We start from the raw sequence: 14,805 nt of genomic DNA, 5'->3' as shown, positions 1-14,805 counted from the left end.
CGGATATACCGGGTCAGTTCGTCCTGAGCCGGTCCTCGACCGGCAACCGCGGGTGGGAGCGTCGGCGGGCCGATTCGCGGCCTGCCCGCGCGTACGCCGGGACGACCGGCCTCGACCGGACCGGCGGTACCGGTGTCGAGCCCGACCGGCGGGTGTTCAGGGCAGGAACAGGTCACGGTCGGGCTCGGGCAGCCAGCACCCGCGCGCGGCGTCACGGTTGTAGCCGTCCCGGAAGTGGGCGATCAGGGCAGCCAGCCCGGGGTGCGGATCGGTGCGGTCCCACAGCAGCGCGTGCGGGTAGGCCGGAGTGGGGTCGACCACCCGGACCCGGCGGATATGCGGGTGCCAGGGCAGCTCGAACCCGTCGCCGTTGAACGTCGACAACGTGGCGGAACCGGCGATATGGTCCAGCAGCGCCTCGATCGGAGCCGGACCGCGATCGGCGTCGGGGAAGAGCTCCGCACGGGGCGTGCGGTCGACGATCACACCGCTGAACCGGCTCAGGCTCTCGTAGAAGTCGGCCCATTCCGACGGCACCGCCGCGCCGGGCACCCAAACGGTCTCCCCCGCGAGTTCGGCAAGTGCGACCGCCTCGCGGCCGGCCAGCGGATGATCCCTGCCGACCAGCAGATGCAGCACATCGAGGTACGCGGGGATTGCGGCGATCTTGTCGGGTAGCGGTCGCGGGCCACCGTACGCACGGGCGAACGCGACATCCGCGCGCCCGCTCAGCAAGGCGTCGCGAGAGGTCACCCGACTGTTGGTGAGAACCAGTTCGATATCGGCACCAGGTTCGCGGGCCATAAAGAAACGCACCGCCCGCGTATCGGCCAGACGCTCCCCCAGCACCGCCACCCGCAGTGGTCCGGGATGCCCGCTTACGGTGGCGACCGCCTCGTCGGCCAAGGCCAGCAGCGCCCGCGCGTGCGTGCCGAACCGCACCGCCGCCGCGGTCGGCCGAGCCCCGGTCGGGACCCGGTCGAAGAGCGCGGTCCCGAGTTGCCCTTCCAATCGCGCGATCCGTTTGGACACCGCCTGCTGACTGATACCGAGCACCCCGGCGGCCAGCCCGAACTGCCCCTCGTCGGCCACCGCCAGAAAAGCCCGCACAGCCGCCAGATCGAGATCGGTCACCGTGGCTCCACCTACATCCATCAGTTGTCGTATCACGCGTGCCTATTGTTCGACTGACCACATTCTTACTGGTCATATGTACCGCGAACGACCATATACGCCGCCCGGATACGACAACCGGACGGTATACGGATCGACGGCACGGGGTATCCATGGCGACCGCTTCTTTCGTGCATCTGCACAACCACACCGAGTACTCGATGCTCGACGGTATGGCCAAGGTGGACCCGCTGTTCACCGAGGCCGAGCGCCTGGGCATGCCGGCGGTGGGGATGACCGATCACGGCAATATGTACGGTGCGGCGGAGTTCTTCCGGCGTTCCCGGCAGTCCCCGGTGAAACCGGTCATCGGTATCGAGGCGTATGTCGCGCCGGAGTCGCGGTTGTCGAACAAGCGGGTCTTCTGGGGCGATCCGTCGCAGAAGTCCGACGATATCTCCGGTTCCGGCGCCTACCTGCATATGACGTTGTTCGCCCGCGACGCCGCCGGGCTGCGCAACCTGTTCCGGTTGTCGTCGCGGGCCTCCTTCGAGGGACAGCTCGGGAAATGGCCCCGCATGGACGCCGAGTTGATCGCCGAACACGCGGAAGGTCTGCTCGCCACCACCGGCTGCCCGTCCGGCGAAGTGCAAACGCGGTTGCGGCTGGGGCAATTCGATGCCGCCTGTGCGGCGGCCGGGCGGTGGCGCGATATCTTCGGCCCGGAGAACTTCCTGCTCGAGGTGATGGATCACGGCCTGTCGATCGAACGGCGGGTGCGGACGGATCTGCTCGCCGTGGGCGAGAGGGTCGGGCTGACGCCGCTGGCCACCAACGACTGCCACTATGTGGTGCGGCATCAGGCGGACGCGCACGAGGCGATGCTGTGCGTGCAGACCGGCCGGACACTCTCGGATCCGGCGCGTTTCCGGTTCGGCGGCGACGGCTACTACCTGAAATCCCCGGCCGAGATGCGGGCGCTGTGGGACGACGAGGTACCCGGCGCCTGCGACACCACGCTGGCGGTGGCCGAACGCATCGAACCGTATGACGAGGTCTGGGAATTCCGGGACCGGATGCCGGTCTTCCCGGTGCCGGAGGGGCATACCGAGGACAGCTGGCTACGGCACGAGGTGGCCGCCGGACTCCGCTGGCGCTTCCCCGGCGGGGTTCCCGGCAGCTACCACACCCGCGCCGGCTACGAGCTGGACATCATCCGCGACAAGGGTTTTCCCGCCTATTTCCTGGTGGTGGGAGATCTGGTGGCGCATGCCCGGCGGGTGGGTATCCGGGTCGGCCCCGGCCGCGGCTCGGCGGCCGGGTCGCTGGTCGCCTACGCGCTGGGGATCACCAATATCGACCCCATCGAACACGGGTTGCTGTTCGAACGGTTCCTGAACCCCGAACGGCCCTCGGCGCCCGATATCGATATCGATTTCGACGACCGGCGCCGCGGCGAGATGATCCGCTACGCCACCGAACGCTGGGGCGCGGACAAAGTGGCGCAGGTGATCACGTTCGGCACCATCAAGACCAAGGCCGCCCTCAAGGACGCCGCCCGAGTCCAGTTCGGCCGGCCCGGTTTCGCGCTCGCCGACCGGATCACCAAGGCGCTGCCGCCGCCCGTGGCCGCCAAGGACATCTCGGTCGCCGGAATCACCGACCCCGGCCACGAACGCTACGGCGAGGCGGCGCCGGTGCGGGCGCTCATCGACGCCGACCCCGATATGCGCCGGATCTACGACACCGCGGCCGGACTCGAGGGCATGGTGCGCGGCGCCGGCGTGCACGCCTGCGCGGTGATCCTGTCCAGCGAACCGCTACTCGATGTGGTGCCGCTGTGGAAACGCCCGCAGGACGGCGCGGTCATCACCGGCTGGGACTATCCGTCGTGCGAGGCGATCGGCCTGCTCAAAATGGATTTCCTGGGCCTGCGCACACTCACCGTGATCGGCGACTGCCTCGACAACATCCGCGACAACCGCGGTATCGAGATCGATCTCGACACCCTGGCCCTCGACGACCCCGCCACCTACGCCATGCTCGCGGGCGGGGACAACCTCGGTGTGTTCCAGATGGATTCGGCCGGAATGCGGGAACTGCTGTTGCGGATGGCGCCCACCGAGTTCAACGATCTGGTGGCCTCCAACGCCCTGTACCGGCCCGGGCCGATGGGAGTCGGCGCGCACTGGGCCTACGCCGATCGCAAGAACGGCCGCGAAGCCGTGCGCCCGATCCACCCCGAACTCGACGAACCGCTGCGCGAAATCCTCGCCGAGACCTACGCGCTGATCGTGTACCAGGAACAGATCATGCAGATCGCGCAACAGGTCGCGGGGTATTCGCTCGGTCAGGCCGATCTGCTGCGCCGCGCGATGGGGAAGAAGAAACCGGAGGTCCTGGCCCTGGAGTTCGAGAACTTCCGCGACGGTATGCGCGCCAACGGATATCGCGACGAGGCGGTGACCGCGCTGTGGGAGGCGGTGCTGCCCTTCGCGGGGTACGCGTACAACAAATCCCATGCCGCCGGATACAGCCTGGTGATGTATTGGACGGCCTATCTCAAAGCCAACCATCCCGCCGAATTCATGGCCGCCCTGCTCACCTCGGTGCGCGACGACAAGGACAAATCGGCGGTGTACCTCGCCGACTGCCGCAAGCGCGGGATCCGGGTGCTGCCGCCGGATGTCAACGAATCGGCCTCCGGCTTCACCAGCGTCGGCGCCGATATCCGGTTCGGATTGGGCGCGGTCCGTAATGTCGGGGAACCGGTCGTGGCGGCGGTGCTGCGGGCCCGCCGGTGCGGCGCGTTCAGCGGGTTCTCCGACTACCTGGCCCGGGTGGATACCGTGGCCTGCGCCAAGAAGGTGGTCGAATCGCTGGTCAAGGCCGGTGCGTTCGATTCGCTGGGGCATCCGCGCAAGGGTCTGCACCTGATCCACGCCGACGCCGTCGACACCGTGATGAGCACCAAGAAGGCCGCCGCACGCGGTCAATTCGATCTGTTCTCGGGGGAGACCGGCGATCCGGAAACCGGGTCCGTGTTCGAGGTCCCGGTCCCGCAGGAGGAATGGGAGACCCGGCCGCGGCTCGCCTTCGAACGGGAGATGCTGGGACTGTATGTATCCGGCCATCCGCTGGACGACATCGCGGGCGTCCTGGCCATATCCGGCGATACGCCGATCGCGGCGCTGCGGGACGGCACGGTGCCGCACGGCCGCCGGATCACGGCGGCCGGGATCATCGCGGGAATCGACCGGCGGGTCACCAAGAAGGGTGATCCATGGGCGATCGTGCGGCTCGAAGCCCTCGAGGCCGCCGCCGAGGTCCTGTTCTTCCCCGACGCCTACGCGCAAGCCGCCGGGCTACTCGTCGAAGACGCCGTGGTCCGGATGGAAGCACAGGTCAGCGTGCGTGACGGCCGTCGTTCTCTGCTCGGCGACCGGATCACGGCACCGGATCTGCGCAACGCGGGCGCCGGCCCGGCGCTGACCTTGACCGTCACCAGCGCCGACTGCACCCCCGGATCGGTGCGGGCCCTGCGAGAGGTCCTGGAAGCCCACCCCGGCGGCACCGAGATCAGGATCGAGCTGATCGGCGCCCGTGGCCCACAACTGCTCGCGCTCGATCCGCGGTTCCGGATCACCGCATCACCGGGGCTGATGGGTGAACTCAAAGCGTTGTTCGGGCCCGGCTGCCTGCGCTGACCACACCGTGGACACGCGCCCCTCGCGCAGGGAACGGCCATCTGGCGCGGCGCCCACCGCGGGGCACCGCGGGCCAGATGGCCGCGGGACCGATCGCCGCCAACCCGACAGGCGATCGATCCGGAACGCACGATCGGCGATCGGTGGGTGAACCCACCGATCGCCGGTCGTATTCAGCTATCGGTCACCGGGTGAGCGAGTTGCGCAGATCGGCGATCGTGGCCCGCCGCTCATAGGCGATCCAGGCGAAGATCGCGGCGAGGACCAGCGGGAAGATCGCCATGGCGGGCTCTCCGGCCAGGAACGCCTGTGTCCCGGCCGCCAGGACGGTGAGAACGGACAGCCCGGCGGCGGCCAGCGCGCTCAGGCGCGGCACCATCAGGGCGATACCGCCCGCGACCTCGACCACTCCGATGAAGATGAGCAGCCCGAACGGGATGGTCAGATTCTCCGGGGCGTTCTCGACCAGTGAGTTCGGCATCACCAGCTTCGGTCCGCCGGAGGCGATGATGAAGAACAGGCCGAGCAGGATCTGCAGGGTCCACAGGACCCGGTTGCGGATCCTGCCGGGACGGTAGGTGGCGGCGGTGGAGTAGTTCGCGGTGGGGTCGGCGGTGGTCATATCCGGTCCTTCGGGTCGGTCGCGCCGGGTTGGTAGCGCGTTCAACCGATAAGACGGAACATGGCCCGAGAAGTCATCGCTGCCGCGCGCACCGATTCGGCGGGTACGACCCGGGCGCGCCGGCCGGACAGTCCGGACCGCGTCAACCGACTCCGACGACGGGCTCTTCGCGAAGAGATTTCCCGACGGTGTTCAGATGCCCCACCGACCTGGTGTAGGAGGCGACGAAACCGGTCTCGCAATAGGGGACGCCGATCTCGGCGCAGTACTGCGCCACCATCGGCTGGGCCCGGCGGAGGTTCGGGCGGGGCATGGACGGGAAGAGGTGGTGCTCGATCTGATAGTTGAGCCCGCCGAAGGCTGTATCGATCACCGGCCCGCCCCGCACATTGCGCGAACTGAGCACCTGACGGCGCAGGTAGTCGGTATTGTCGCCCGCCGGGAACACGGTCATGCCCTTGTGGTTCGGCGCGAAGGTGATGCCCATGTAGAGGCCGAACAACCCCTGCTGGAGCAGGATGAACACGATCGCCTTCCCGGGCGAGAGCACCGTGAACACCACGGCGAGGTAACCGGCGGCATGGGCGAGCAGCGTCGCCGACTCCGCCCACCGGTTGCCGATATCGCGGCGGACCACCGCCTTGACGCTCGCGCCGTGCAGGCTCCAGCCCTCGAGCAGCAGCATCGGGAAGAACAACCAGCCCTGATACCGGAAGATGAACCGGCGGATACCGCGACCCGCGCGGGCCCGCGCGCTGGAGTGGGCCAGCACGCCCATGATGTCGGGGTCGGCGTCCTCGGTGTTGGGATGGGCGTGGTGCCGGTTGTGATTACTCGTCCACCAGCCGATACTCACCCCGATCGCGAGATTGCCGAAGAACAATCCGAGCAGGTGGTCGCGCCGGCGGTTACCGGTGATCTGCCGGTGCCCGGCATCGTGGCCGAGGAAGGCGAACTGGGGGAAGACCGCCGCCAGGAATACCGCCGCGGCCAGCGTCCACCACGAATCGCCGATCCACACCACCGCCACCCAGCCGGCGAGCAGCGCCAGCGTGGCAGCCGTGCCCCTCCGGACGTAGTAACCGGGCCGCCGGTCCAGCAGGCCCGCGTCCCGCACCCGGTTCAGCAGTACCGAATAGTCACTGCGCCGCGCGGTGCGCACGGGTGGATCGGCGAGCGGGGGCGAGGGCGCGGATTCGACCATGGGGGGACGTTCGGCGGCACGAGCCGTCATATTTCTTCACCGATCTCTGCAGAGATGTCACTGCGCCGGGAGGTCACGGCGGGGCACGTCCTCATCGACTGTCGTCTGCAGACTACCCGGGACCGGTGAACTCTCCCGATCGGTTCCCGGCAGTCGGTGCGGGTCCGGCGATCGGTGCCATGATCGAGGGCGTACCAACGGATTCGAGCAATGCCGTCGAATACAGATCGGAGATCGGATGGGTATCGGCATCCCCGGCGTCCAGGTCGGCCACTGGACCGACGCCGAAGGGCAGACGGGCTGCACCGTCCTGGTGCTCCCCGAGGGCACCGTCGCCTCCTGCGAGGTGCGCGGCGGCGCGCCGGCCAGTCGCGAACTCGACGCCTTGTCTCCCGACAAGGCGGTGGTCTCCGTGGACGCCGTCGTTCTGACCGGCGGTTCGGCCTTCGGCCTCGCGGCCGCGGACGGAGTTCTGCGGTATCTGGAGCAGCAGGGCCGCGGTGTCCCGACACCGGCCGGGCGGGTTCCGATCGTCCCCACCCTGGCCCTGTTCGATCTCGGCGCGGGCGATCCCACCGCACGGCCGACCGCGGAATCGGGGTATCTGGCGGCCGGGGCGAGCGCCGGACCGCAAATCCTGCGTGGCCGGCTCGGCGCGGGCACCGGCGCCTACACCGCGCATTGGCGCGGGCCGGGGCAGCGGCAGCCGGGTGGGCTCGGCTATGCCGAACGCCGTCTCGGCGAGCTGGTGGTCGGCGCGTTGTGCGCGGTGAACGCCTTCGGCGATATCGATCTCGGCGGCGCCGAGATCGAGTTGGACGCCGTGGCCCGCCTGGCGGGCGGGTTCGAGTTCGACCATGCGCGCGCCCACACCACCATCGGCGCGGTCGTCACCAATGCCCGGCTGGACAAACCCGGCTGCCGCATAGTCGCCCAGGGTGCGCACGACGGGCTGTCGCGTGCGCTCACTCCGCCGCACACCCGTTTCGACGGTGACGGTTTCGTGGCCGCGGCCACCGGCGCGGTCGACGCCCACGTCGATACCGTCCGCCTGATGGCCCTGGCCGCCGTGGTCGACGCGATCCGTTCCGTCGCGACCACCGATAGCTGACCCGATACCGCAGGTAGACGCGGTGCGGCCGATCCGGAAGGCCGACGGCTCCGAAGACAGGTTGCGCGACTCATAGCAATTTTCGATCACTCTTCGGAGAGGAGCACGAGTTGTTTCGTCGTGTGATGTGCGCCATCCTGCTGGCCGCCGGAACCACCGCGGCCGCCGGAGTCGGCGGGCCCGCGCACGCCGACCCGGCCTGCGGTACGAGCCTGCAGTCCTACAGCGGCGTTCTCCCTCTGACAGTCGGCTATCCCGATGCCGGCCACGACCACCCCGCACCGGCGGCCTTCCGCCTCCTGCCGAACCGGAAGGCCGCGTTTCCCGTGGTCCTGGCGGCGCCGGACAGCCGGGCCCAGGGTTACCGGGGCACCTGGAACATCGATCCCGGGACCGCCGAGCTGACGGTGAAGATGACCGTGGACGCCGCCAGCCGGATGCTCGCCAATACCGCCTCGCTCACCGTGAAACCCACCCGGTGCGACGGCCGCACCGTGGAGGAGCTGGGCGGCAGCGTCACCTGGGGCAGCGGCCGCAGCGTCGCCGTCACCGTACTCAACCCACCGTCCGCGGAAGCGGTTTTCTGACCCGCGCCGGACGGCACGGGCGCCCGGATCAGGAGAGATCGAGGTGCCGGTTCATCTCCATCGCCGCCTCGGCCAGCTCCGGTAGTTCCAGCACCCGCACCCCGTGCGTCTCCAGCTTCTCCACGCCCACACAGTTCTCGACGAATGTCGCGGGCTCCCGCCAGGCGATCACAACCGTCGGTATCCCGGCGGCGATGACCCGATCGGTGCACGGCAGCCGGCTCTTGGTCGCGCGCTCCGAACAGGGCTCGAGCGTGCTGTAGAGGGTCGCGCGGCGCAGCCTCGGGTCGGCGGGGTCCAGTTTGGCCAGCGCCGCCTCCTCGGCATGCTCCTTGGGATCGGATTCCCGGGAGTATCCGGTGGCGATCTCCGCACCGTCGGCGACGATCACCGCGCCCACCGAGAACGCTCCCGCCACCACCGGGCTCCGCCGCGCCAGCTCGATCGCCCGCATCATCCACTGCCGGTGGCCGGGTTCGGGCATCGCACCTCCTGTGCTCATCGGATTCGAAGTCATGGGGACCGCCGGGGCCGATACCGCAGAACCGCTACATCTCCGACCTGGGAGATCTCGAGCAGTTCCATCCGGTGTGTAGCGCCGCCCGGGAAACGGGCCGGATGCAGGAACCTCGGGGCATCCGCGTCACCGACCAGATTGGGGCCGACTGCGACACTCAATTCGTCGGCCATGCCGCCGGCCAGGAAAGCGGTATGGATCCGGCCGCCGCCCTCGACCATCAGCCGCCCGACCCCACGAGCGCCGAGATCGTCGAGCAGTTCGCCGAATCCGACCTCGATACCGAGGGATACCACTTCGGCGGGTTCGGTGAGCCGGTCGGCGAGCCGGCGCGCGCCCGCCTCTGTCGTGTAGACCAGCGGCGGATGCTCCGCTGTGCCGGGGCCCCAGAACCGGGCGTCCGGATCCAGATCGCCGCTCGCGGTCACCGTCACCTTGCGCGGATACGCCGGTTTCCCGGCGGCCAGGCGTTCCCGGCGCCGGTTCTCGTCTTTCACGATCAGCCGGGGGTTGTCGCGCCGCACGGTCTCCGCGCCGACGAGTACGGCGTCCGCCCAGGCCCGTAACCCGTCGACGCGGTCGAAATCGGCGTCGTTGGAGAGCAGCAGGCGTTCGGCGGACGTATCGTCCAGATACCCGTCCACACTCACCGCCACCGACAGCAGTACATACGGCCGCCGGCCGGTGCCGGAATCCATCTCAGAGCTCCGGGCCCAGTACGTGTTCGCGCGGGATACCCAGGACCCGCGCCTGCCCAGTGACCGTCGCGCCGAGCCCCGCGGCCGGATCACCGCCGTGCGTCGCGGCCGCGGACCGGGCGGAGGCACCGTCGTCGTCGGTCTCCGGCGGATACGGCGGATCGAGCAGTACCGCCCGCTCGCCGGGACCGGCGGGGTCGGCGTGCAGCCAGACGAACTCCACGCCGAGATCGATCGTGCGCGGCAGGCCCGCGACCAGGCCGGCGGCATCGGACCGGTCGCATTCCGCCGGATCGAGGTGGGCGAAGGTGGCCCGCAGAGCCGGCCAGGCGTCGGCGAAACCGGCGTGCAGCGGCCGTTGATCCACCTCGTCCTCGGGGACCCACGCCAGCTCCACACTTTCCATGTTGGGGCGGACGGGCAGCGGTTTACCGGCATCGGCGATCACGGTGGTGTAGGTCCAGCCGCTGGGCGCGGTGGCGGTGACCCGTTGCGCGCGGACCGCGATATCGGCGGCCTTGATCCCGGCCTCCTCGTCGGCTTCCCGGACCGCCGCGTGCACCGCCGACTCGTCGCTGTCACGGGCGCCGCCGGGCAACGCCCACGTTCCGCCCTGGTGACTCCACAGCGCCCGGTGCTGCAGTAATACGGCCGCCCCGCCGGTACCGAGCGGGGCCCGCAGCAACAGCCCGGCCGCACCGAAGCGGCCCCAGTGGCGCACACCGCCCGGGCTCACAGCCCATCCGTCTCCATCACCGCGCATCTCACACCGCCCTCGTCGCCGTCCCTTACCATCCTGCCGTACCCGTATACGGGAATGATCGGTATGGGCGTCGTAGCGCGGGCGTGGACAATACCTAATACGCTCATGACTGCGGTGTGAACGAGATCCCGTACGCGCCGCCGAGTGATACAGCGCATCCGGCGCCCAGAGTTGGAGGGTGGACATGACGCGGTTGGCGGTGGATCGGGTGGTTTCCGAACCCGACCCGGCCCACCCGGAACCGGCGCCCGCGACCGGGCCGGCGAACAGTTCTCGTCCCAGGTTGAAATGGGCCTGGAAACGGTTGGATCCGGCCCGTTTACAACTGTTCGCGCAATCGTCGCCGGGACGGCTCATCGGTATCGGTCTCCTCGTGGTGCTGCTGTGCCTGGGTTCGGGCGGGCTCACCGCCGCGACCGTGCACGACCGGCAGCGCGACCTCGATATCCTGCTGGCGGGCACCGAACCGGACGCCCATGCCGCACACCGGCTCTACACCTCGCTCTCGGTGGCCGACGCGGCGGCGGCGACCGCCTTCATCTCCGGCGGGCTGGAACCGCAACAGGTACGGGACCGTTACAGCCAGGCTCTCGGCGAGGCGGGCGGCGAGCTGGTGAGCCTGTCCGGCGACGGAGCACTGGACGACGAGCAGCGGATCGGGATCGGTTCCGGTTTGCCGGTGTACTCGGGTCTGGTGGAGACCGCGCGAGCCAACAACAGGGCCGGTCATCCGGTGGGCGCCGCGTATATGAGCGAGGCCTCCTACCAGATGCAGAGTGAGTTGCTGCCGATCGCCGAACAGCTGTACGTGCGCCGGGCCGACGCCGTCGACTCCGCGCAAGGGCGGCATGTCCGGCCGCCGTGGCCGGCGATCGTATTGCTGCTGGTCGCGCTGGCCGCGCTGGTCTGGGCGCAGCGGCTGCTGGCCCGGGGCTGGCACCGCACCCTCAACCCCGGCATGCTGCTGGCCTCCGGCGCGGTGTTCATCCTGCTGCTGTGGACCGTGATCGCCGGTTCGGTGTCGGCGATGGCCATGTCCAGCGGCAGATCCGACGGCACCGTCCCCGCCGCACGCCTCAGCGAGAGCCGTATCCTCGCCCAGCAGGCGCGGTCGGCGGAAACCCTGAAGCTGGTGCGCCGCGACACCACCGGCGACTACGACCATGTCTTCGACGCCAATATCACGCGTCTCAACGAACTGCTCTCGGGTCATACGGATCCGGCCACCAGCGAGGCGCGGGGCGCGCTGCTGCACTGGCTGGCCGCGCACCAGCGGATGAACGACGCGCTCAACCGCGGGGAATTCGCCCGCGCCGCCACCATCGCCACGGGGCCGGGCGCCGAGAACGCCACCGTTCATGTGGAAGCACTCGACAGCGCGCTCGGCGCCGGTATCTCCGATACCCGGGACACACTGCGTGACAATATTTTCCACAGCGCGCGGGTACTCGACTATCTGGCGCCCGGGGCGGTCATACTCGGTATCGCGGCCGCGGCGTACACAGCGTTCGGTATCTGGCCACGACTGCGGGAGTATCGATGAGATCTGCGCGTAGGGCGCTCCGCCGTTCCCGGCCGGTGCGCGCCGGGATGATCTGCACCGCACTGTTGCTCGCCGGCTGCGCGGCCGGTCCGGGTCCGCGCAGCGCGACACCGCACGGCGACTACGCCCAGCCCCCGCTACCCGCCCAGGCCACCATGATCCCCGCCGACACCACGGTCCGGGTGCCCGACGATCCCGCCTGCGGCGATCCCACCGCGAGCCTGCGCCCGACCGGTCCGGGCGCGACCGGCCCGGTGCTGGACCGGATCCGCGCCCGCGGGCGGCTGGTGGTGGGGCTGGACACCGGCAGCAATCTGTTCAGCTTCCGCGACCCCAACAGCGGCGTCATCGTCGGCTTCGACGCCGATATCGCGCGGGAGGTCGCCCGTGACCTCTTCGGCGACCCCGACCGGATCGAATACCGCAGCCTCGGCTCGGAGGAGCGGGAGGCGGCACTGGTGGACCGCCGCGTCGATATGGTCGTCAAGACCATGACCGTGAACTGCGCCCGGCTGCAACGGGTGTCCTTCTCCACCGTCTACCTGCAGGCCCACCAGCGGGTACTGGCGGTCCGGGATTCCGGGATCAAGAGCCTGAAGGATCTCGCGCACAAGAGGGTGTGCACGATCCGCGGCACCACCTCGCTCGAACACATCAACCGGATCCAGCCCGAGGCCTCGATCCTGACGGTGCCCACCTGGGCCGATTGCCTGGTGGTGCTGCAACAGCGGCAGGTGGACGCGGTCAGCACCGACGACTCCATCCTGGCCGGGCTGGCCGCACAGGATCCGCATACCGAACTCGTGGGCCCGAGTATCAGCGAGGAGCCCTACGGAATCGGCATCCCCAAGGGCGACGACGATCTGGTGCGGTTCGTCAACGGCACGCTCGACCGGATCCGCGCCGACGGCACCTGGAACCGGCTCTACAACCAATGGCTCGCGGTCCTCGGACCCTCACCCGGACCTCCGCCCGCCGCCTATCGGGACTGATCCGGCGTGGTGACCGACGAGTCCGGTATCCCGGCCGGCTCCGGAGACATTCCGGAGCCGCCGCCGACCCGTGCGGTCGAAGTCGGCCGGGAACGGCCCGGTCCCGAGCCGGAGCCGTCGGCCGGCACCGTCGCGACCGAAGCCGCTCTGGTCGGAACGTCCATAACGCCGGGCACCGCGGCCGTCGCCGGCACGGCCGCCTTCCCCGGTACCGCGGGCGTCGGTACCGCGAGTTCGGCCGGATCGGGGCGGGGCAGCGGCGCGCAGATGCGCACCGGCCGCAGCAGTCGCACCGTGCGGTCCCGGCCGACCGTGCGCACTCTGGTCGCCGGACTGGTGGAGGTGCCCCCGATCCCGCCCGCCGATCCGGCCGCGGCGGTGCTGGCCGATCCGGTGGTGGCGGAGGGAAAGCGGTTCTGCTGGCGCTGCGGGAAACCGGTGGGCCGCGCGTCCGCGTCCGGACCGGCCACCACCCGCGGCACCTGCCCCGGCTGCGGCGCGTCCTACGATTTCCGGCCCAGCCTGGAACCGGGCGATATGGTCGCCGGGCAGTACGAGGTGCAGGGTTGCCTGGCCCACGGCGGGCTCGGCTGGATCTATCTGGCCGTCGACCGGTTCGTCAGCGACCGCTGGGTGGTGCTCAAGGGCCTGCTGCACGCCGACGATATCGAGGCGCAGGCGGTGGCGGTCGCCGAACGCGAATTCCTCGCCGAGGTGGCCCATCCCGGCATCGTGAAGATCCACAATTTCGTCGAGCACCGGCCGGATTCCGGCGAGCCGATCGGATTCATCGTCATGGAGTACGTGGGCGGCCGCTCGCTGCGCGGCATGCTCGACGACCGTCCCCGGCCGGAACGGATCCCGGTAGCGCAGGCCATCGCCTACATCCTCGAAGTACTGCCCGCCCTCGACTATCTGCACGCCACCGGGCTCACCTACAACGACCTCAAACCCGACAACATCATGGTCACCGAGGATCAGGTGAAACTGCTGGACCTGGGCGCTGTCGCTCCGATCGAGGCCTACGGGAATCTGTACGGGACCAGGGGTTTCCAGGCGCCGGAGATCGCCCGCACCGGGCCGACGGTGGCCTCCGACATCTATACCGTCGGCCGCACGCTGGCCGTACTCACCCTGAACATGCCCACCGAGCACGGGGCCTACCGCGACGGTCTGCCGGTGCCGGAGGAAGAACGGATACTGGACCGGTACGAATCGTTCCACCGGCTCCTGCTGTGCGCCACCGATGCCGATCCCGACCGCCGGTTCGTCTCGGCCGGGGCCATGGCCGATCAGCTCGCCGGGGTGCTGCGCGAGATTCTCGCGCTGGACACCGGCGCCGAACATCCGCACCGGTCCGCGGTTTTCGGCAAACAGCGGGCCGCCTTCGGTACCGAGGAGTGGATCGGCCAGACCGACTCCTACATCGACGGTATCGCCCGTGAAACCCACCTGTCGGCCGCCGCCGTCGCGGCCGCGCTACCCGTCCCGGCACTGTCGCCGGCGGATCCGGCGGCGGCCCGGCTGACCGCGACGATGCAGGCCGATCCGGACCGCGCGCTGGCCGCATTGCACGACGCGCGCGAGGAACTCGCCGCGGACCCCGCGTCCGCGCCGGAGAACATCGAGCTCGAACTGCGGCTGGCGGAGGCCCGGATCCTGCTGGATCTCGGCCGGACCCGCGAGGCGAACGATCTGCTCGAGGCCATACCGCGCGCCGACCGCCGGGACTGGCGGCTGGACTGGTACAGCGGTATCGCGGGCCTGCGCGAGAAGGACTACGAGAAGGCGTATTCGGCATTCGACGAGGTGCTGCGGATCCTGCCCGGCGAGCCCGCGCCCAAACTCGCGCTCGCCGCCACCGCCGAACTCGTCCTGCAGCACTGGGAGCCGGACGAGACCAGGGCCTGGCGCGATTTCGCGGAGAACTTCTACGCCACCGCGTGGC

The 14,805-nt window shown here is 69.6% G+C and carries 12 protein-coding genes; 6 read left to right on the top strand and 6 right to left on the bottom strand.

Going from position 1 to position 14,805, the window contains the following annotated elements; translation table 11 throughout:
• Positions 1–156 precede the first annotated feature (156 nt).
• Positions 157–1,134 (bottom strand): LysR family transcriptional regulator, encoded by a 978-nt coding sequence (locus tag ACWDU1_RS17130; RefSeq protein ID WP_449999535.1) that lies wholly within the window; start codon positions 1,132–1,134, stop codon positions 157–159.
• A 152-nt stretch (positions 1,135–1,286) separates the two neighbouring features.
• On the opposite strand from ACWDU1_RS17130, the gene dnaE reads away from it, so the two are divergent.
• On the top strand, positions 1,287–4,820 hold the full coding sequence (dnaE, locus tag ACWDU1_RS17125; protein ID WP_449999533.1) for a DNA polymerase III subunit alpha: 3,534 nt from the start codon (positions 1,287–1,289) through the stop codon (positions 4,818–4,820).
• A gap of 184 nt (positions 4,821–5,004) precedes the next feature.
• Here the strand turns inward: dnaE and ACWDU1_RS17120 are convergent, their stop codons facing one another.
• Together ACWDU1_RS17120 and ACWDU1_RS17115 are read right to left on the bottom strand one after the other, a co-directional pair.
• Positions 5,005–5,442 carry a DoxX family protein gene (locus tag ACWDU1_RS17120; RefSeq protein WP_449999532.1) on the bottom strand — a complete coding sequence of 146 codons (438 nt, stop codon included), beginning with the start codon at positions 5,440–5,442 and terminating at the stop codon, positions 5,005–5,007.
• A 142-nt stretch (positions 5,443–5,584) separates the two neighbouring features.
• Positions 5,585–6,676 (bottom strand): fatty acid desaturase family protein, encoded by a 1,092-nt coding sequence (locus ACWDU1_RS17115; RefSeq protein ID WP_449999530.1) that lies wholly within the window; start codon positions 6,674–6,676, stop codon positions 5,585–5,587.
• A gap of 208 nt (positions 6,677–6,884) precedes the next feature.
• Between ACWDU1_RS17115 and ACWDU1_RS17110 the strand changes: the two genes are divergently transcribed.
• Both ACWDU1_RS17110 and ACWDU1_RS17105 read left to right on the top strand, forming a co-directional pair.
• Complete coding sequence (locus tag ACWDU1_RS17110; protein WP_449999529.1) at positions 6,885–7,757, top strand: P1 family peptidase; 873 nt, start codon at positions 6,885–6,887, stop codon at positions 7,755–7,757.
• A gap of 110 nt (positions 7,758–7,867) precedes the next feature.
• The gene (locus ACWDU1_RS17105; RefSeq protein WP_449999528.1) at positions 7,868–8,344 is read left to right on the top strand and encodes a hypothetical protein; all 477 of its coding nucleotides are present in this window, start codon (positions 7,868–7,870) and stop codon (positions 8,342–8,344) included.
• Between the two features lie 28 nt (positions 8,345–8,372).
• Here the strand turns inward: ACWDU1_RS17105 and ACWDU1_RS17100 are convergent, their stop codons facing one another.
• From ACWDU1_RS17100 to ACWDU1_RS17090, 3 genes are read right to left on the bottom strand one after another with little or no spacing between them, the layout of a single operon-like run.
• Complete coding sequence (locus ACWDU1_RS17100) at positions 8,373–8,828, bottom strand: deaminase (RefSeq protein ID WP_449999526.1); 456 nt, start codon at positions 8,826–8,828, stop codon at positions 8,373–8,375.
• A gap of 29 nt (positions 8,829–8,857) precedes the next feature.
• Positions 8,858–9,559, bottom strand: coding sequence for a RibD family protein (locus ACWDU1_RS17095; RefSeq protein ID WP_449999524.1), 702 nt, complete (start codon positions 9,557–9,559; stop codon positions 8,858–8,860).
• 1 nt (position 9,560) lies between these two features.
• On the bottom strand, positions 9,561–10,322 hold the full coding sequence (locus ACWDU1_RS17090; RefSeq protein WP_449999522.1) for an NUDIX hydrolase: 762 nt from the start codon (positions 10,320–10,322) through the stop codon (positions 9,561–9,563).
• Between the two features lie 184 nt (positions 10,323–10,506).
• On the opposite strand from ACWDU1_RS17090, the gene ACWDU1_RS17085 reads away from it, so the two are divergent.
• The 3 genes from ACWDU1_RS17085 to ACWDU1_RS17075 all read left to right on the top strand — a co-directional run.
• Complete coding sequence (locus ACWDU1_RS17085; protein WP_449999520.1) at positions 10,507–11,865, top strand: hypothetical protein; 1,359 nt, start codon at positions 10,507–10,509, stop codon at positions 11,863–11,865.
• Positions 11,862–12,857 (top strand): glutamate ABC transporter substrate-binding protein, encoded by a 996-nt coding sequence (locus ACWDU1_RS17080; RefSeq protein ID WP_449999518.1) that lies wholly within the window; start codon positions 11,862–11,864, stop codon positions 12,855–12,857. Before ACWDU1_RS17085 ends, ACWDU1_RS17080 begins: the two co-directional genes overlap by 4 nt.
• Before the next feature lie 9 nt (positions 12,858–12,866).
• Positions 12,867–14,805: tetratricopeptide repeat protein (locus ACWDU1_RS17075; protein ID WP_449999516.1), on the top strand; the 1,939-nt coding region annotated here is incomplete at its 3' end.

It is taken from the genome of Nocardia sp. NPDC003345 (assembly GCF_053589395.1).
This window is presented reverse-complemented; position numbering and strand designations above follow the sequence as displayed.